Origin of the sequence: Pedomonas sp. (assembly GCF_036515995.1) — a bacterium.
Lineage (GTDB): Bacteria > Pseudomonadota > Alphaproteobacteria > Sphingomonadales > Sphingomonadaceae > Pedomonas.
The window spans coordinates 1-17,280 of sequence record NZ_DATBUP010000208.1; the positions used below are offsets into that span (position 1 = coordinate 1).

Annotated in this window: 17 protein-coding genes; 14 read left to right on the top strand and 3 right to left on the bottom strand. The window is 65.6% G+C overall.

Annotation, left to right across the window (positions count from 1 at the left end; genetic code table 11):
- Positions 1 to 282: 282 nt before the first annotated feature.
- Positions 283 to 666 carry a hypothetical protein gene (locus tag VIG90_RS15200; RefSeq protein ID WP_331594364.1) on the top strand — a complete coding sequence of 128 codons (384 nt, stop codon included), beginning with the start codon at positions 283 to 285 and terminating at the stop codon, positions 664 to 666.
- 101 nt (positions 667 to 767) lie between these two features.
- On the opposite strand, the gene acnA is transcribed toward VIG90_RS15200, so the two are convergent.
- Positions 768 to 3,455: an aconitate hydratase AcnA gene (gene acnA / locus VIG90_RS15205; protein WP_331594365.1), complete on the bottom strand. Its 2,688-nt coding sequence runs from the start codon at positions 3,453 to 3,455 to the stop codon at positions 768 to 770.
- A gap of 412 nt (positions 3,456 to 3,867) precedes the next feature.
- On the opposite strand from acnA, the gene ccmA reads away from it, so the two are divergent.
- From ccmA to VIG90_RS15255, 10 genes are read left to right on the top strand one after another with little or no spacing between them, the layout of a single operon-like run.
- A complete protein-coding gene (ccmA, locus tag VIG90_RS15210; RefSeq protein WP_331594366.1) occupies positions 3,868 to 4,491 on the top strand; it encodes a heme ABC exporter ATP-binding protein CcmA in 624 nt (207 codons plus the stop codon).
- Entirely contained in the window at positions 4,488 to 5,156 is a 669-nt protein-coding gene (gene ccmB, locus VIG90_RS15215; protein WP_331594367.1) for a heme exporter protein CcmB, read from the top strand. The genes ccmA and ccmB overlap by 4 nt, the downstream gene beginning before the upstream one ends.
- A gap of 19 nt (positions 5,157 to 5,175) precedes the next feature.
- A complete protein-coding gene (locus VIG90_RS15220) occupies positions 5,176 to 5,910 on the top strand; it encodes a heme ABC transporter permease (RefSeq protein WP_331594368.1) in 735 nt (244 codons plus the stop codon).
- On the top strand, positions 5,907 to 6,080 hold the full coding sequence (gene ccmD / locus VIG90_RS15225; protein WP_331594369.1) for a heme exporter protein CcmD: 174 nt from the start codon (positions 5,907 to 5,909) through the stop codon (positions 6,078 to 6,080). Before VIG90_RS15220 ends, ccmD begins: the two co-directional genes overlap by 4 nt.
- Positions 6,077 to 6,583, top strand: coding sequence for a cytochrome c maturation protein CcmE (gene ccmE / locus VIG90_RS15230; protein WP_331594370.1), 507 nt, complete (start codon positions 6,077 to 6,079; stop codon positions 6,581 to 6,583). The genes ccmD and ccmE overlap by 4 nt, the downstream gene beginning before the upstream one ends.
- Position 6,584: 1 nt before the next feature.
- Positions 6,585 to 8,600, top strand: a complete 2,016-nt coding sequence (locus tag VIG90_RS15235) for a heme lyase CcmF/NrfE family subunit (RefSeq protein ID WP_331594371.1) — start codon at positions 6,585 to 6,587, stop codon at positions 8,598 to 8,600.
- An 8-nt stretch (positions 8,601 to 8,608) separates the two neighbouring features.
- The gene (locus VIG90_RS15240) at positions 8,609 to 9,154 is read left to right on the top strand and encodes a DsbE family thiol:disulfide interchange protein (protein ID WP_331594372.1); all 546 of its coding nucleotides are present in this window, start codon (positions 8,609 to 8,611) and stop codon (positions 9,152 to 9,154) included.
- Entirely contained in the window at positions 9,154 to 9,555 is a 402-nt protein-coding gene (locus VIG90_RS15245; RefSeq protein WP_331594373.1) for a cytochrome c-type biogenesis protein, read from the top strand. Before VIG90_RS15240 ends, VIG90_RS15245 begins: the two co-directional genes overlap by 1 nt.
- On the top strand, positions 9,552 to 10,253 hold the full coding sequence (locus tag VIG90_RS15250; protein WP_331594374.1) for a tetratricopeptide repeat protein: 702 nt from the start codon (positions 9,552 to 9,554) through the stop codon (positions 10,251 to 10,253). The genes VIG90_RS15245 and VIG90_RS15250 overlap by 4 nt, the downstream gene beginning before the upstream one ends.
- Before the next feature lie 35 nt (positions 10,254 to 10,288).
- On the top strand, positions 10,289 to 10,594 hold the full coding sequence (locus VIG90_RS15255; protein WP_331594375.1) for a hypothetical protein: 306 nt from the start codon (positions 10,289 to 10,291) through the stop codon (positions 10,592 to 10,594).
- A 164-nt stretch (positions 10,595 to 10,758) separates the two neighbouring features.
- Here the strand turns inward: VIG90_RS15255 and ald are convergent, their stop codons facing one another.
- On the bottom strand, positions 10,759 to 11,871 hold the full coding sequence (ald, locus tag VIG90_RS15260; RefSeq protein ID WP_331594376.1) for an alanine dehydrogenase: 1,113 nt from the start codon (positions 11,869 to 11,871) through the stop codon (positions 10,759 to 10,761).
- Between the two features lie 357 nt (positions 11,872 to 12,228).
- Between ald and VIG90_RS15265 the strand changes: the two genes are divergently transcribed.
- The 3 genes from VIG90_RS15265 to apaG all read left to right on the top strand — a co-directional run bounded on the left by VIG90_RS15265 (position 12,229) and on the right by apaG (position 15,984).
- A complete protein-coding gene (locus VIG90_RS15265) occupies positions 12,229 to 14,115 on the top strand; it encodes a potassium transporter Kup (protein ID WP_331594377.1) in 1,887 nt (628 codons plus the stop codon).
- Positions 14,116 to 14,236: 121 nt separating this feature from the next.
- Positions 14,237 to 15,442 (top strand): O-succinylhomoserine sulfhydrylase, encoded by a 1,206-nt coding sequence (metZ, locus tag VIG90_RS15270; protein WP_331594378.1) that lies wholly within the window; start codon positions 14,237 to 14,239, stop codon positions 15,440 to 15,442.
- 119 nt (positions 15,443 to 15,561) lie between these two features.
- Complete coding sequence (apaG, locus tag VIG90_RS15275) at positions 15,562 to 15,984, top strand: Co2+/Mg2+ efflux protein ApaG (protein WP_331594379.1); 423 nt, start codon at positions 15,562 to 15,564, stop codon at positions 15,982 to 15,984.
- On the opposite strand, the gene VIG90_RS15280 is transcribed toward apaG, so the two are convergent.
- Positions 15,981 to 17,141 (bottom strand): phosphatase PAP2 family protein, encoded by a 1,161-nt coding sequence (locus tag VIG90_RS15280; protein ID WP_331594380.1) that lies wholly within the window; start codon positions 17,139 to 17,141, stop codon positions 15,981 to 15,983. The genes apaG and VIG90_RS15280 overlap by 4 nt on opposite strands.
- Positions 17,142 to 17,280 lie beyond the last annotated feature (139 nt).

A 17,280-nucleotide genomic window follows, 5' to 3' on the forward strand; every position in this document is an offset into this window, starting at 1 on the left:
TCTGGGAAGCCGCGCAGGCGCAGCTACGGGAACTGCTGGGCGAGGGCGGGGCCACCGCCCTGCACGGCACGCTCGATGATGTGCTGAGCCGCCTGCGCACGGCCTGATCCCCCACGATTGTTCCGGCCCCAAGATTGTTCCGGCTATGGCAACGCTGTTTTCTGAAACGGCGGCAATAACTGCATATACACGCAATCCCGCTTATGCTTGTATATGCAGGCAATGACTCGGGAGTCTCCCAAGCCAGCAGTCACAACCCCCCAGTCCGGAAGGAAAACCGCCATGACCCTTTCCCGCCGCCGTGCCGTTGCGTTGCGCAGGTTCACATCGTTCGCGTCGTTTGCCGCATTCGCGGCGGTTGTTGTCGGTGGCTTGTCCCTGCTCGGCCCGGTGCGCCCGGCCCATGCCGATGACCAGTCGCGCGCCGTTGCCGCCTGCCGGACCTCGGTGGCGACGCAGGTGGACGGCATCGATGCGCGCAGCCTCGGCATCGATCGCATCGGCGGGGGCGGGCGGCGCTACAAGGTCTGGCTCGCGACCGGCGCAACCGCGGGCGAGGAAGCCCGCCGGTTCTACTGCGTCGCCAATCGCGGCGGCACGGTCGAGGAAATCACCGCTCTCAATGCGGACGGCACGCCGGGTCAGGCCGTCGTCGCCGCACGCTGAGTGGGCGGGGAGCAGTCCCCGGCACAATCCGGAACATCACCCAAAGAAAAAGGGCGGCCCCGAAGGACCGCCCTCTTTTTTTTGGCTTCAGCCAGTGACCGTTAGGCCGCCAGCTTGCGCAGCACGTAGGTGAGCACGCCGCCGCTGTAGAAGTATTCGATCTCGTTCTCGGTATCGATACGGCACAGCGCGGTGAAGGTGAAGGTTTCACCGTTGGCGCGGGTCACCTCGACCTCGATGTCCTGACGCGGGCGCAGGTTGCCGACGCCGCGGATGGTGAAGGTCTCGGTGCCGTCCAGGCCCAGCGTGAGGCGGGACTGGCCGTCCTTGAACTGCAGCGGCAGCACGGCCATGCCGACGAGGTTCGAGCGGTGGATGCGCTCGTAGCTCTCGGCGATGACGGCCTTGACGCCCAGCAGGTTGGTGCCCTTTGCCGCCCAGTCGCGCGACGAGCCGGTGCCGTACTCCTTGCCGGCCACGATGACCAGCTGAGCGCCCTCAGCCTGGTACTTCATGGAGGCGTCGTAGATCGGCATGACCTCGCCCGACGGGATGTGCTTGGTGATGCCGCCCTCGGTGCCCGGAACCATATCGTTGCGGATACGGATGTTGGCGAAGGTGCCGCGCATCATGACTTCGTGGTTGCCGCGGCGGGCGCCGTAGCTGTTGAAGTCCTTCTTGTCCACGCCGTTGTCCAGCAGGTACTGGCCAGCCGGGGAGGCTTCCTTGATGTTACCGGCCGGGGAGATGTGGTCGGTGGTGATCGAGTCGCCCAGGATGGCGAGCGGGCGGGCATTGACGATATCGCCCTGACGCTCGTTGGACATGCTGATCGACTGGAAGTACGGCGGGTTCTGCACGTAGGTCGACTGGTTGTTCCAGCTGTAGGTCTGGCCGGTGCCGACCTTGATCGCCTGCCAGTACTCGTCGCCGAGGAACACGTTGGCGTAGCGGGACTTGAACATCTCCGAGGTCACGGCCTGCTGGATGGTCTCCTGGACCTCCTGCGTGGTCGGCCAGATGTCCTTCAGGTACACCGGCTTGCCATCCTTCGAGGTGCCGATGACTTCGGTGGTGATGTCCTTGGCCATGGTGCCGAACAGGGCATAGGCAACCACCAGCGGCGGCGAGGCCAGGTAGTTCGCCTTGATGTCCGGAGACACGCGGCCTTCGAAGTTGCGGTTGCCCGACAGCACCGATGCGGCGACCAGATCGTTGGCGTTGATCGCCTTGGAGATCGGATCGGGCAGCGGACCGGAGTTGCCGATGCAGGTGGTGCAGCCGTAACCCACCAGGTTGAAGCCCAGCGCGTTCAGGTGATCCTGCAGGCCGGCCTTCTCCAGGTAGTCGGTGACGACCTGCGAACCCGGAGCCAGCGAGGTCTTCACCCACGGCTTGGACTTCAGGCCCAGCTCGTTCGCCTTCTTGGCGACCAGACCGGCTGCGATCAGCACGCTCGGGTTCGAGGTGTTGGTGCAGGAGGTGATGGCGGCCAGAACCACGTTGCCGTGACCCAGCTGGTAGTCGGCGCCTTCAACGGCAACCTGACGGCCCAGCTCTTCGCCCTTCTTGTAAAAGCCGTTCAGCTCCTCGATCAGGGCGTTGGTGGCGTTGGACAGGGACACGCGGTCCTGCGGACGGCGCGGACCGGCCAGCGACGGCTCGACGGTCGAGAGGTCCAGCTCCAGCGTGTCGGTGAACACCGGATCCGGGGTGTTCTCGTCGGCGAACATGCCCTGTTCCTTGGCGTAGGCTTCAACCAGCGCAACGCGCAGGTCTTCGCGGCCAGTGAACTTCAGGTAGTTCAGGGTTTCGGCGTTGACCGGGAAGAAGCCGCAGGTCGCGCCGTATTCCGGAGCCATGTTGGCGATGGTGGCCATGTCGGCCAGCGCCAGCGTGTGCACGCCCGGGCCGTAGAACTCGACGAACTTGCCGACCACGCCCTTCTTGCGCAGCATGTTGGTGACGGTCAGCACCAGGTCGGTTGCCGTCATGCCTTCCTTCAGCTTGCCGGTCAGCTTGAAGCCGACGACTTCCGGCAGGATCATGGAGACCGGCTGGCCGAGCATGGCGGCTTCCGCCTCGATGCCGCCCACGCCCCAGCCCAGCACGCCAAGGCCGTTGACCATGGTGGTGTGGGAGTCGGTGCCGACGAGGGTGTCCGGGTAAGCAATCACCGAACCGGCGGTGTCTTCCGAGGTCCAGACCACCTGAGCCAGGTACTCGACGTTCACCTGGTGGCAGATGCCGGTTCCCGGCGGAACCACGCGGAAGTTCTTCAGGGCGTTCTGGCCCCACTTCAGGAACTCGTAGCGCTCCATGTTGCGCTCGAACTCGAGCTCGACGTTGCGCTTGAAAGCCTGCGCGTTGCCGAACTCGTCCACCATCACCGAGTGGTCGATGACGAGGTCAACCGGCACCAGCGGGTTGATCTTGTTCGGGTCGCCGCCCAGCTTGGCCATGCCGTCGCGCATGGCTGCCAGGTCCACCACGGCCGGAACGCCGGTGAAGTCCTGCATCAGCACGCGGGCCGGGCGATACTGGATCTCACGGTCGGACTTGGGGTTGCGCAGCCAGTCGGCAACGGCCTTGATGTCGTCGACCGACACGGTCTGGCCGCCATCCTCGAAGCGGAGCAGGTTCTCGAGCAGCACCTTCATCGAGAACGGCAGACGCGAAACGTCGCCGATGTGCTGTTCAGCCGCCTTGAGGCTGTAGTAGGAAAACTCTTTGCCGCCCACGCTTAGGGTGCGGCGCGTTTTAAGGGTATCTTGCCCCACGGCAGTCATACCTGCTCTCCTTAATATACAGATGCACGTGTCCGATCCGTCGCGGGCCTTTTGCCGCAATGCAGCGCAATTGTGAAGGGCTGGCGGACCACTTCCTGTTACGGGATCAATCACTTTTTCATGGCGGCACGGGGCAGGAGGGCGAACCTGTCCGCCGGGGCCGGTGTCGGCAGTCCCCCAACATCCGGAAGGCGGTTTTTTTCTCCGCTTCAAGGCCGGGTGCGGGTCTGCCGGACTGTCTGCCAAACGGGAGGGGGCCGCCATCGGTTCCGACTCGGCTTCCGTTCTCCCGCCGCTCGTCCGACTCACCTCGCCAAGGCTGGCGGACCGCTGCCGATGCGTGGCGGCAACGGCGCAACTTTCTTGACGGTCTCCTGTTCCCTGCCGCTCCCCAAATGACTAGGGTGCGGCCATGGTTGCTTCTGATCCCATTCTGCTGCGCGCAGAAGACGTTGCGTGTCGGCGCGGTGGCCGGACCGTCTTCACCGGCGTCAGCCTGACCGTTCGGCCCGGCGCGGCGCTGCTGGTGACGGGCCCGAACGGCGTGGGCAAGTCCAGCCTGCTCAAGCTGCTGGCCGGAACGCTGCGGGCAGAGGCGGGCACCATCCAGCGCCCGGAGCGCGTCGCCTACCTCGGCCATGACAACGCGCTGAAGCCCATGCTCACCGTGTCCGAGAACCTGCTGTTCTGGGCCGGGCTGGCCGCGCCATCGCGTGCTGAGGCGGAGGAGCGGCTGCGGGCCGCCGTGCGTGCCGTCGGCATTCTCCCGCTGTGGGACGTGCCCGCGCGCCTGCTCTCCTCGGGCCAGAAGCGCCGCACGGCGCTGGCGCGGGTGCTGGCGAGCGGGGCGCAGCTCTGGCTGCTGGACGAGCCGACCGTGGGCCTTGATGTCGCCTCGGTCGAGCGGCTGGGGCCGGTGTTCGCCGAGCACCGGGCGCAGGGCGGCATGATCGTCGCCACCAGCCACACGCCGCTGCCGCTGGAGACCGTGGAGACCCTTATGCTCGGCGCTGCGGCGCAGGGAGCGCGGCCATGACCGCCGGAGTTGACGGCGGCATCGGCACGCTGGTGCGGCGCGAGCTTCAGCTGGTATGGGCGGAGCGCAGCGGCGGGGCCATCGCGCTCATCTTCTTCGTCATCGTCGCCAGCCTGTTTCCCTTCGCGGTCGGGCCGGAGCCGCAGGTGCTGGCCCGCATCGCGGCGGGCATCGTCTGGGTGTCGGCGCTGCTGGCCTGCCTGCTCAGCCTCGAGCGCCTGTTCCAGCCGGACGCGGAGGACGGCACGCTCGAGCAGCTGGTCGTCTCCGGCCAGAGCCTGGAGGCGGTCGCCATCGCCAAGATGATCACCCACTGGCTGACCACGGCCCTGCCGCTGGTGCTGCTGACGCCGGTGACGGCGGCCATGCTGGGGGCTCCGTTCGAGGTCTGGGGCACGCTGCTGCTCGGCCTGCTGCTCGGCACGCCTGCCCTGTCGTCCATCGGCGCGGTGGCGGCGGCGCTTACGGTCGGGGTGCGCCGGGGCGGTGTTCTCATCAGCCTGCTCGTGCTTCCCTTGGCTGTGCCGACCCTGATATTTGGTGTAGGCGTGGCTGATCCACTGGCGGGCGGATCTGCGCTCAAATGGTTGGGCGTCACGACGCTTCTCGCACTCGCAGTGGGCCCATTCGCCGCAGCTGCAGGGCTGCGCGTAGCAATGGAATAGTGATATACGGCGCGCAGCTATGCACAGATTCGCCAATCCAGCCCGATTTCTCCGCATCGCGCGGGCCGTCCAGCCGTGGGCGGCGGTTGCGATGTTCGCTGCGTTCGCCACCGGCCTTTATTATGCGCTGGTTGCAAGCCCCATCGATTACCTCCAGCGCGATACCGTGCGGATCATGTACGTCCATGTTCCCGCCGCGTGGATGGCGCTGGGCAGCTACACCACCATCGCCATCGCCAGCCTGGTCTCCATCGTCTGGCGGCACCCGCTGGCGGATGTGTGCGCCAAGGCCGCAGCGCCCATCGGCGCGGTGTTCACTGCCGTCTGCCTCGTGACCGGTTCACTTTGGGGCAAGCCAACCTGGGGTACATGGTGGCAGTGGGATGCGCGCATGACGTCGGTGCTGGTGCTGCTGTTCATTTATCTGGGCTACATGGCCCTGTGGTCTGCCTTCGACGACCGCCAGCGCGCGGCCCGGGCGGCGGCGATCCTGGCTTTGGTGGGCGCGATCAACCTGCCCATCATCAAGTTTTCCGTCGACTGGTGGAACACGCTCCACCAGCCGGCGAGCGTATTCCGCAGCGGCGGTCCGACCATCCACCCGGATATGCTGACCCCGCTGCTGATCATGGCGCTGGCGTACATGCTGTTTTTCGTCACCACGCTTCTCATGCGCATGCGGGCGGAACTGGCATCCCAGCGGCTGGAAATTGCGGCCGAAAGGCGAGCAATGGCGTTGGAAGGCGTACAATGAACGAGTTCCTGGCGATGGGAGGCTATGCCGCCTTTATCTGGGCGTCATATGCCGCTGCGGCTCTTGGCCTGGCCGCACTTGGCGTTTCCAGCTGGCGGGCCATGCGTTCTCTGGAACGGCAGGCGGATGCGGCTCGCGCTGAACGCCGTGCCGAGAGGGGGCGCGCATGAAGGCCAAGCACCAGCGGCTCGTTCTGATCGGTCTGGCCGCACTGGCCGTCAGCGGCGCGGCGGCCCTCGGCTTCTCCGCGCTCAGCGATACCATGACCTACTTCTACTCCCCGTCCGACGTGGTGACGAAGGGCGTCGAGCCCGGCCAGTCCATCCGTCTGGGCGGGCTGGTCGAGGCCGGTTCGGTCCGCCGCGAGGCGGACGGGCTGACGCTGGCCTTCACCGTGACCGACACGGCCAACACCGTGCCCGTTCAATACAAGGGGCTGGTGCCTGACCTGTTCAAGGAAGGGCAGGGCGTGGTGGCCGAAGGGCAGTTCAACCCGCAGGGCGTGTTCATGGCCGCCAGTCTGCTGGCCAAGCACGACGAGAACTACATGCCGCCGGAGGTTGCCGATTCCATCAAGCGGGCCGGTGAATGGCGGCCTGCGGAGGGAGCGCCCAGTGCTGCCAGTCCGACTGCTGCCAGTCCGGCCGCCGCAAATCCGATAGCCGGGAGCTGATATGATCGCTGAGATCGGCCATTTCAGTCTCTGGCTCGCTCTGGCGGTTGCCGTTTGTCAGTTCCTGCTTCCGACCATCGGCGCACACAGGGATGACTCCCGCCTGCGCGCCGTGGCAGTCCCGGCCGCTCAGGCCCAGGCGCTGCTGTCGCTCATCAGCTTCGGCGCGCTGACGTGGGTGTTCTGGGTTTCCGACTTCTCCGTGCAGCTGGTGGCCACCAACAGCCACACGATGAAGCCCGCGCTCTACAAGATCACCGGCGTCTGGGCGAACCACGAAGGCTCCATGCTGCTGTGGGTCGCCATCCTCGCCCTTGCGGGCTGGGCGGTGGCAACGTTCGGCCGCTCGCTCAGCGAGCGTCTGCGCACCCGCATTCTCAGCGTGCAGGCGCTAATCGGCGTCGGCTTCTACGTATTTCTGCTGGTGGCCTCCAACCCGTTCACGCGGTTGCTGCCCGCGCCCGTGGAAGGCAACGGCCTCAATCCGCTGTTGCAGGACCCCGGCCTCGCCTTCCATCCGCCCATGCTTTACCTGGGCTATGTCGGCCTGTCGGTCACCTTCTCCTTCGCCGTTGCCGCGCTGATGGAAAATCAGGTGACGCCGGACTGGGCACGGCGCATGCGCCCGTGGGTGCTGGCCGCCTGGGCCTCGCTGACCGGCGGCCTCGCGCTCGGCTCGTGGTGGGCCTACTACGAACTCGGCTGGGGCGGCTGGTGGTTCTGGGATCCGGTGGAGAACGCGGCTCTCATGCCGTGGATCGCCGCAACCGCGCTGCTCCACTCCACCATCGTGCTGGAAAAGCGCGATGCCCTGCGCAACTGGACCGTGCTGCTGGCGGTGCTGGCGTTCTCGCTCTCCATGCTGGGCACGTTCATCGTGCGCTCGGGGCTGCTGACGTCCGTCCACTCCTTCGCGGTCGATCCGGAGCGCGGCATCTTCATTCTGGGCCTGCTCGCCTTCTACATCGGCGGCGCGCTGACGCTCTATGCGTGGCGGGCCGGTTCGGTGGAGGCGGGGGCAACCTTCTCCGCCACCAGCCGTGAAGGCTCGCTGGTCATCAACAACCTGCTGCTGGCCGCCATTCTCGGCACCGTATTCCTCGGCACCCTCTACCCGATGGCGCTCGAGGCGATCGCGGGCGAGAAGATCTCGGTCGGCGCGCCCTATTTCGATGCCACCTTCCGTCCGCTGATGGCCCCGCTGGTGGTGCTGATGGCGGTCGGCCCGTTCCTGCCGTGGCGGAAGGCGGCCGAAGGCAAGCGCCTGACGCGCTACCTCGCCCTGCCGCTGCTGCTGACGTTGATGGCGGTGGCGACCGCTTACGCCTTTGCCGATACCCGCGGCGCATGGGCGCTGATCGGCATCGGCCTGTCCGCATGGCTGGCCGCCAGCGTGCTGGCCGACATCGCCCGCCAGACCCGGCTGGGCCGGGGCGGTCCGCGCCTGTTCTGGGGCCGCCTGGTCCGCCAGCCGCGTGCCATGATCGGCATGTGGATCGCCCACATGGGCGTGGCGGTCTCCATCTTCGGCGTCACCGCCTCCGGCGCGTGGCAGTCCGAGGTCATGACCACGGTTGCTCCCGGCCAGCCGGTCATGGTTGGGTCTTACGAATACACCCTGACCGACATCATGCCGGTGGCCGGTCCGAACTACACCGCCATTCGCGGCACCTTCGATGTGCGCCGGGACAACGAAAGCGTCGCCCGGGTGCAGCCGCAGTCCCGCACCTACACGCAGCCGCCGATGGAGACGACCGAGGCGGGCATCGCGCCGCTGTGGGGCGGTGATCTCTACGCCGTGCTCGGCAAGCCGGACGGCAACGGCAACTGGCAGGTGCGCCTGCACTGGAAGCCGTTCATGCCGTGGGTGTGGTATGGCGCGGCGCTGATGATGCTGGGCGGCGTGGTGTCCATGTTCGACCGGCGCTCGGCCAAGGTGGCGCTGGTGCAGCAGCCCCAGTCCGCCGAGCCGGAGCCGGCCGAGCAGACGCGCAAGATCCCGCTGGCCGCCGAATAGGAGAGTTCATGACCCTGGGTCGCAAGTTGCTGGTTGGATTGCCGGCGCTGGTGCTTCTGGCGCTGCTGGCCGTTTTCTTCGTGAAGCTGGACAAGGGCGGGCAGCCTATGGTCGCGCCGTCCGCCCTCATCGGCAAACCGGCCCCGCAGTTCGATCTGGAAGGCTATGATGCCGAGCATCCCGGCCTGTCCGACGCTGACCTGCGTCAGGGCGGCGTCACGCTGGTGAACGTTTTCGCCTCGTGGTGCGCCCCGTGCGTCGCGGAACTGCCGCAGCTGAAGGCGCTTTCGGAAGAACACGGCCTGACCATTCACGCCATTGCGTGGAAGGACAAGCCGGACGCCATGGCCAGCGTCTTCGCCCAGTACGGCAACCCGTTCCGCCGCATCGGCATGGACGACGAGGGCCGCGCCGTCATCGGCTGGGGCATCTCCGGCGTGCCTGAGACGTTCGTCGTTCGCGGTGATGGCACCGTCATCCACCGCCATCTGGGCGATATCCGCCCGGAGCATATCCCCGGTCTCGTCGAGATCGTGAAGAAGGCGCAGAAGTGATGAAACCGCTCGCCCTCCTTGTCGCACTGCTGATGTGGCCCGCCGTGGCCATGGCGGCGTTCGACTCGGAAACCCTGCCGGACCCCGGGCAGGAGGCCATGGCGCGCAGCATCATGACCGAAGTGCGGTGTCTGGTCTGCCAGGGCGAGTCCATCGCCGACTCCAACGCCGACTATGCGGCTGACCTGCGCCGTCTGGTGCGGGAGCGTGTGGCCGCAGGCGACGATCCGCAGGAAGTGAAGGCGTATCTGGTGTCGCGTTACGGAGACTGGGTACTGCTGCAGCCGCCGGTAAAGCCGGAAACCTATCTCCTGTGGGCCGCGCCGGTGCTCTTTCTGGGTTTGGGCTTGTTGCTGGTGTGGCGTATATTCCGCCGGGCCAAGCCGAAGGAGGGTGCATGATCGCCTTGACTCTGGTGCTGATCGTTGCGGTGGTGCTGGCATTGGTGCTGCGTCCATTGCTCATCGGCCCGCGCTCGGGCCATCCCGGCTGGGCGATCGCGGTTCTGGCCATTCTGGGCGTTGGAGCCGGCCTGTACGTCGGTGCCGGCAGCCCGGCGGCTGGTGGGTTCCGCCCGCAGCCGATCCCGCCCGCCCCCAACGCCGCCAAGGCGTTCAACGAAGCGCGCACCGACCTGCTGAAGGACCCTGGTGACGTTCCGGCGTGGCTGCGCATGTCCATGTCGCTCAGTAGCTCGGGTGAAACGCAGAAGGCGGCCGAGGCTCTGTCCGTCGCCCTGTCCGCCATGCCTGACAGCCCGGACCTCTGGGTCGGCTACGGCGAGACCCTGACCGCCCACTCCGGCGGCGTGATCACGCCCGCTGCCCGCATGGCGTTCGACCGGGCGAACCAGCTCGCGCCGCACCATCCGGCACCGAAGTTCTACCTTGCCCTGTCGTGGCTCCAGAGCGGCAATCCCAAGGAAGCGCTGGCCGCTCTTGAGGATCTGGCCCGTGATTCCCGCCCGGATGCGCCGTGGATGCCCCGCGTCGAGCGGATGATGCGCGGTGCCCGAACCATGATCGCAGCCGGCGTCGGCCCTGACGGCACCTTCAACGGTGTGCCGCAGGATATGCAAGACCCGGTCATGCCGCGTTAAGAATTTGGTTACGATTCCTCAATTAGGCTGACATCGTGATTATTGGCTCCGATCTTTCCTGGCTGAACAGTGCGCCCAAACCGGGCGACAGCCGGATTTTGCCGGAGCGCAGCGCCGCTGCCCGATCCGAGGCGGCCGCCGCCGTGCCCGCCGAGGCGCAGGCCGCCGTTGCCCAGTCCCAGCGCGTCGGTGCCAATCAGACTGTCCGCAGCCAGAACGCCGTATCGCCCCGCTCGCCCAGCGAGCAGGATGCCGATGCCCGCCGCTTCGCCCGCGAAGCGCCGAACGGCGAACGCCCGCGCTTCATCGCCAAGGGCCAGATGCTGAACGTTCTCGTTTAAGCTGGTTTGTTTTTCTCAAGGTTGTTTTGCGGGGGTCTGTAACCCCCGCGCCCCCTTCAGTCAGAAGGGCTGTGCGTCTGATGACTGGCGCGGCCCGTAAAAAGAACGGGGTGCAGGGGACCGAGTCCCCTGCAAAGATACTTTCAACAGAAAATCCCCGGAACTCAGTCCAGCCACGCCGGGCGGCGGTAGGCGAGGTCGAGATCCTTCGCCACGGCTTCGTAGGTGATGTGCCCTTCGGCCACGTTGAGGCCGTCGGCGAGGTGCGGGTTGGCGCGCAAGGCCTCGACCGTGCCCTTGTTGGCCAGTTGCAGGGCGAACGGCAGGGTGGCGGAATTCAGCGCCATGGTTGAGGTGCGGGCAACCGCGCCCGGCATGTTGCCGACGCAGTAGTGAATGACGCCGTCCACGGTGAACACCGGGTCGGCGTGGGTGGTGGGCCTCGAGGTCTCGAAGCAGCCGCCCTGATCGATGGCGATATCCACCACCACAGAGCCGCGCTTCATCGACTGGATCATCTCACGGCTGACGATCTTGGGCGCGGCCGCGCCCGGCACCAGCACCGCGCCGACGACCACATGAGACTGTGCAACGGCATCGGCGATGGCCGAGCGGCTGGCGTAGGCGGTCTTCACCTGTCCGCCGAAGAAGGCGTCCAGTTCTGCAAGGCGATCGAGCGAGATATCGAAGATCGTCACATCGGCACGCATGCCGGCGGCAATGAGCGCGGCGTTGAAACCGGAGACGCCGCCGCCCAGCACGGCGACCTTGGCGGGCGCAACGCCCGGCACGCCGCCGAGCAGGATGCCCCGGCCGCCCTGTTCCTTCTCAAGGTAATGCGCGCCCACCTGCGCGGCCATGCGGCCGGCCACTTCCGACATCGGGCGCAGCAGCGGCAGGCGGCCATTGCGGTCGGTCACGGTCTCATAGGCGACACAGGTCGCGCCGGACTTCATCAGCGCCTCGGCCTGCGGCTTGTCGGCGGCCAGATGCAGATAGGTGAAGAGCGTGTGATCCGGGCGCAGCCATGCGCACTCGTGCAGCTGCGGCTCCTTCACCTTCACGATGAGGTCGGAGAGGGCGAACACTTCCTCGGCGCTGGCCACGACCTTGGCTCCGGCGCGGGTGTATTCCTCGTCCGTGAAGTCGATGCCCGCACCGGCTCCGGTTTCCACGAAAACCTGATGACCGGCGGCCACCATGTCCGCCACGGACGGCGGCGTGAGGCCGACCCGGTATTCGTGGACCTTGATTTCCCTTGGAACTCCAACCCGCATGCGGCTTCTCCGTGACTGGCCTTGCATATTTATATCTCGCAACACGGTGTAAAACTTTGCTGGTGGGGTCTTGTCCATTCTTTTTTGACGGAAAATTTCACTGCTATGGCGATTCCGTCTCTGAAACCGCCCGGCCGGATCTTGCTCCTGTTGCGGTGGCTTGTCCCGCCTCGGGGCTTGTGCTACCGCGGCGGAACAAATGTAGTGCGCTGCAGCGAAGGTTGGCGATCAATCACGAATTCTGATTGGGCTCAATGCTCTGGCGCCCTGGCGCGTGCGGCCTGCCGGTCCGGTTGTACACAGGCTGGCACGGAGCGTTTCCCCTCTATCAGACAGAGAGTTAGCTAGGGTGCAGTTATGGCCGGTTCTGATGTGAACCCCCACCAGCCTCAGGGGTCGCTCGCCAAGCTCATGGTTGGCGCCATGGGCATTGTTTACGGCGACATCGGTACCAGCCCGCTCTATGCGATGCGCGAGGCCTTTGCCGGACATCACCCGCTTGCCATGGATCAGGAGCACATCTTCGGTGTGCTCTCGCTGATCTTCTGGTCGATGGTTCTGGTGGTGACGATCAAGTACGTCGTCTTCACCATGCGGGCGGACAACAAGGGCGAGGGCGGCTCGCTCGCGCTACTGGCGCTCATCTCTCACAAGGTCTCCGGCGCGCGCTGGACCACGGGCATCGTCGTGCTCGGCGTGTTCGCAACGGCGCTGTTCTATGGCGACAGCATGATCACCCCGGCCATGTCGGTGCTGTCGGCCGTGGAAGGCCTCAAGGTCATAGACCCCGGCTTCTCGGTGCTGGTTGTGCCGCTGTCCGTGGTGCTCTTGGTCGGCATCTTCCTCATCCAGCGGCGCGGCACGGCGCGGGTCGGCGCGCTGTTCGGGCCGATCATGGTGGTCTATTTCACGGTTCTGGCCGTGCTTGGCGTCCTCAACATCTTTCAGGCGCCGCAGGTGCTGCTGGCGCTGAACCCGTGGTACGCCATCCACTTCTTCATCATCGACGGCTGGAAGGCGTTCCTCGCCCTCGGCTCGGTGGTGCTGGCCGTCACCGGTGCCGAGGCGCTCTATACGGACATGGGGCACTTCGGGAAGAAGCCCATCCGCATGTCCTGGCTTACGGTCGTGATGCCTGCGCTCATGCTCAACTACCTGGGTCAGGGTGCGCTGCTGACGGTCAATCCCAGCGCCATCGACAGCCCGTTCTACCATCTGGCTCCGGCATGGGCGCTCATTCCGATGGTGGCGCTGACGACCATGGCGACCATCATCGCCAGCCAGGCGGTGATCTCTGGAGCGTTCTCGGTGACGCAGCAGGCCATCCAGCTCGGGTTCCTGCCGCGCCTGTCCATCAAGTTCACCTCCGCCGAGGCGCAGGGCCAGATCTACATCCCCTTCATCAACTGGGGCCTGATGGTCTGCGTGCTGACGCTGGTGCTGGCGTTCCAGAGCTCGTCCAACCTGGCGGCGGCCTACGGCATTGCCGTGACGGGTGCCATGACCATCGATACCATCCTGCTCGGCGTGGTCATCTTCATGCTGTGGCGCTGGAACAAGGTGACGGCGTTCGCCCTGCTCGGCCTGTTCCTGGTGGTCGATCTCACCTACTTCGCCGCCAACCTGACCAAGGTGCCGGACGGCGGCTGGGTGCCGCTGGTCATCGGCCTGACCATCTTCACCCTGCTCACCACGTGGAATCGCGGGCGCAAGCTGGTGCAGGATAAGCTCCAGGCCTCCGCCATGCCGATCGAGGTGTTCATCAAGTCGGCGACGGCCAGCACGACTCGCGTGCCCGGCACGGCGGTGTTCCTCACCTCCACCTCCAACGGCGTGCCCCATGCGCTGCTTCACAACATGAAGCACAACAAGATCCTGCACGAGCGCGTGGTGTTCCTGACGGTGATGATCGAGAACGTGCCCTACGTTCCGGCCACCCGCCGCATCGAGGTGCTGGACATGGGCCAGAACTTCTACCGCATCATCATCCACTACGGCTTCATGCAGGACCCCGACATTCCCCGGGCACTCGCCCGCGCGGCGGACTACGGCCTTGCCTTCAAGATGATGGAGACCAGCTTCTTCCTGTCGCGCCAGACGCTGGTGACATCCACCGCGCCCGGCATGCCGCTGTGGCGGGAGAAGGTTTTCAGCTGGATGATGCGCAACGCCACCAACGCGATGGAGTTCTTCAAGCTGCCGAGCAATCGGGTCGTAGAGCTTGGCAGCCAGGTGGAAATCTAGATCCACTTGGCTCTATAAGGGCGCTCGCGCCACAGGGCACACGCGGTCCCGGCTTCCTGCCGCTTCCACGACGCGCCCCTGCGTTCCGGCGTTAGGAACAAGTCAGTCAGGAAGTAATCCCATGAAGCCCAGAACCGGTGTTGATCGCTCCATCACGCAAAAGTGGCGTCCGGCCACCCAGGCCATCCGCGGCGGCACCATGCGCTCGGACTTCGGCGAGACCTCCGAGGCGCTGTTCCTGACCTCCGGCTTTTCTTACGAAAGCGCCGACGAGGTGGCCGCCCGCTTCCGCGGCGAGGCCGAGGGCTTCACCTACAGCCGCCAGACCAACCCGACCGTTGCCATGTTCGAGGAGCGCATGGCGCTCCTGGAAGGCGCTGAAGTGGCTCGTGCGACGGCGACCGGCATGTCCGCCATGGCGACCGCGCTGCTGTGTCAGCTGAAGGCGGGCGATCATGTGGTGGCCGCCCGCGCCCTGTTCGGCTCGTGCCGCTGGCTGGTCGATACCCTGCTGCCTCAGTACGGCATCGAGACGACCGTGGTCGACGGCCGCGACAACGAAGCCTGGGCGGCGGCCCGCAGGCCGAACACCAAGGTGTTCTTCCTCGAAACCCCGGCGAACCCGACCCTCGACATCGTGGACCTGAAGGCGGTGTCCGACCTCGCCCACGGGATCGGCGCCAAGGTGGTGGTGGACAACGTGTTCGCAACCCCCGTGCTCCAGAAGCCGATGGAGTTGGGCGCGGACATCGTGTGCTACTCCGCCACCAAGCACATCGACGGCCAGGGCCGTGTGCTGGGCGGCGTCATCCTCTGCGACAAGAAGTTCGACGACGAGCACCTGTTCGCCTACTTCCGCCACACCGGCCAGATCATGGCCCCGTTCAACGCCTGGGTGTTGCTGAAGGGGCTGGAGACGCTGGACATGCGTGTGCGCCAGATGTGCCGCAACGCGGCGCAGGTGGCCGACTTCCTCAGCGCTCGCGTGCCGACCCTGCTCTATCCGGGCCGCAAGGACTTCCCGCAGCACGCGCTGGCGATGCAGCAGATGAGCGAGGGCGGCACCATTCTCAGCTTCCACATGGAAGACCAGAAGCAGGCCTTTGCCCTGCTGAACGCGCTGGAGCTGATCGACATCTCCAACAACATCGGCGATTCGCGCTCGCTGGCGACGCACCCGTCCTCCACCACCCACAAGGCGATCGCCGTGGAAATTCAGCGTGAGCTGGGTATCACCCCGGGGATGATTCGTTTGTCTGTTGGCCTTGAGGACGCACAGGATTTGATCGAAGACCTTGACCGTGCGTTGAAGGTTATAAGTCTTTAAAACGAGTTCGGCAGGCGGGGGCGAGAGGCTCCGTGGAGCCTCCCTTCCGTTGCCAAGAGGCAACCCGGTTGGGGTGCGTCCGTCTGCCTGCCGATCAGCAGATTGCGGGAGGTGCGTTGATGTCATCCTTGCCTGACGATGTGGACTATCCCTACGAAGCCACGACCGGCGACATTACGGTCAAGGTGCTTCCGGCATATGTGGACGATCAGTCCGATCCGTCGGAGAGCCGTTACGTGTGGGCCTACCACGTCCGGGTGGAGAACAACGGCGGCCTGACCGTGCAGTTGATGAGCCGGCACTGGATGATTGCCGATGGACACGGCCGGATGCACGAGGTGAAGGGCGAGGGTGTCGTCGGCGAACAGCCGGTGCTCGAGCCCGGCGACGTGTTCGAGTATACGTCCGGCTGCCCGCTCTCGACCCCCTCCGGCATCATGCGCGGCAGCTATGGCCTTGTGGATGAGGCCGGCAACAACTTCGACGTTGAAATCCCGGCCTTCTCGCTCGACAGTCCGTTCGCCCTGCGCACGATCAATTAAGTCTGGAAACTGAGTCTGGTGTCCGTTTCAGCGGCGGCGCTGTCGGTCCGGTCCAGGCCGAACCGGCGGATGCCCCAGCCAATGCCCTTCCAGATCAGCACGGTGGTGATGATCGACAGGTAGCCGTCCGCCGCATAGTGCCAGCCAAGGTGGATCGAGCCGATCAGGATGGCGGCGGCATAGACCCAGAGAACAGCGCCCAGCGGGCGGCTGAAGCGCCACATGCCCATGGCCATGACCAGCGAGAGCGAAACGTGCATGCTCGGCATGGCCGAGATGCCGCCAAGTGTTAAGGCGTCGCTGGTGCCGTGGAGAGTCAGCAGGGCCTGCTGGGTATCGAGCGCCCAGACCCCCTTCCAGTCGCTTGCCGCCGCAAGGCGGGCGTCGATGGCACGAAGCATCTCCATCAGCGGCTGATACGGATCTGCCCCGCCGCCAACGAGCGGCCCGAAGTAGCACGGTCCGGCGGAGGACAGCGCGTAGGCCAGCACCGTGCCGTTGATGATCCAGCAGGCCAGCATGGCGCACAGGTACTGGAAGCGCTCCACCGGGCGATCCACGCGCGTTATGGCGTAGAAGGCCGCGCCCCAGATCAGCAGAAACCACAGATTGTAGAGAAGACTGAGCACGAATGTGGCGGTATCGCCGCCAAAGACGGCGTGGGTGATCCGCCACGGGTCGGTGCCGAAGTGAAGCCAGCGGTCAAGCTCGTGCAGGGTGGCGTCAAACTCGAACGGGTACACGTCTGGAATCAGGCTCTTCAGTGTCAGGAAGGCCGGGATGAACAGCGGCAGCAGCGCCAGCGGCACGAAGAGGCTGAGAAACCGGTCCCGCCGCAGCACATGGGTTTTCGCGTCCTCCCAGATGTGGAGCGGCACAGCGTGCCAGGGCGTATGGAGCAGCGTGACACAAAGGTGGGCCGTGACGATCAGCGCGAGCGAGGCCCCGATCACCATCAGAGTATGATCGGCCAGCGCGTAGAGTTTCATTGCGATTTCGCCCGCCACGGCAAAGGCGATGATCTGGGCCAGCACGGCGTAGGTGAGCACGATCGCCGTCAGTACCGTCAGCCGCTTGCGTTCGCCAGGCGGCAGGGCAGAGCGCCACCAGCGAGTGTCCGTACCCGATGCTTGCGTTAACCCAGCGGCGATTTCCATACCGGCCCCATTGCAGACGTGCAGGAGGCAAGACGTAGAAGGTTTTGTTTAATGGGCTGTAAAAGGCAGCGCGTCGCGACCGCATTGATAGGAGACGCTTGCGGGCGGTGGCGAAAATAGAGGGGCGAGGGGGCCGGGA

What these genes read in the sequence shown, in the direction of transcription:
- VIG90_RS15200 (WP_331594364.1), top strand. Translation starts at nt 283, where the DNA reads ATGACCCTTTCCCGCCGCCGTGCCGTTGCGTTGCGCAGGTTCACATCG.
- acnA (WP_331594365.1), bottom strand. Translation starts at nt 3,455, where the DNA reads ATGACTGCCGTGGGGCAAGATACCCTTAAAACGCGCCGCACCCTAAGC.
- ccmA (WP_331594366.1), top strand. Translation starts at nt 3,868, where the DNA reads ATGGTTGCTTCTGATCCCATTCTGCTGCGCGCAGAAGACGTTGCGTGT.
- ccmB (WP_331594367.1), top strand. Translation starts at nt 4,488, where the DNA reads ATGACCGCCGGAGTTGACGGCGGCATCGGCACGCTGGTGCGGCGCGAG.
- VIG90_RS15220 (WP_331594368.1), top strand. Translation starts at nt 5,176, where the DNA reads ATGCACAGATTCGCCAATCCAGCCCGATTTCTCCGCATCGCGCGGGCC.
- ccmD (WP_331594369.1), top strand. Translation starts at nt 5,907, where the DNA reads ATGAACGAGTTCCTGGCGATGGGAGGCTATGCCGCCTTTATCTGGGCG.
- ccmE (WP_331594370.1), top strand. Translation starts at nt 6,077, where the DNA reads ATGAAGGCCAAGCACCAGCGGCTCGTTCTGATCGGTCTGGCCGCACTG.
- VIG90_RS15235 (WP_331594371.1), top strand. Translation starts at nt 6,585, where the DNA reads ATGATCGCTGAGATCGGCCATTTCAGTCTCTGGCTCGCTCTGGCGGTT.
- VIG90_RS15240 (WP_331594372.1), top strand. Translation starts at nt 8,609, where the DNA reads ATGACCCTGGGTCGCAAGTTGCTGGTTGGATTGCCGGCGCTGGTGCTT.
- VIG90_RS15245 (WP_331594373.1), top strand. Translation starts at nt 9,154, where the DNA reads ATGAAACCGCTCGCCCTCCTTGTCGCACTGCTGATGTGGCCCGCCGTG.
- VIG90_RS15250 (WP_331594374.1), top strand. Translation starts at nt 9,552, where the DNA reads ATGATCGCCTTGACTCTGGTGCTGATCGTTGCGGTGGTGCTGGCATTG.
- ald (WP_331594376.1), bottom strand. Translation starts at nt 11,871, where the DNA reads ATGCGGGTTGGAGTTCCAAGGGAAATCAAGGTCCACGAATACCGGGTC.
- VIG90_RS15265 (WP_331594377.1), top strand. Translation starts at nt 12,229, where the DNA reads ATGGCCGGTTCTGATGTGAACCCCCACCAGCCTCAGGGGTCGCTCGCC.
- metZ (WP_331594378.1), top strand. Translation starts at nt 14,237, where the DNA reads ATGAAGCCCAGAACCGGTGTTGATCGCTCCATCACGCAAAAGTGGCGT.
- apaG (WP_331594379.1), top strand. Translation starts at nt 15,562, where the DNA reads ATGTCATCCTTGCCTGACGATGTGGACTATCCCTACGAAGCCACGACC.
- VIG90_RS15280 (WP_331594380.1), bottom strand. Translation starts at nt 17,141, where the DNA reads ATGGAAATCGCCGCTGGGTTAACGCAAGCATCGGGTACGGACACTCGC.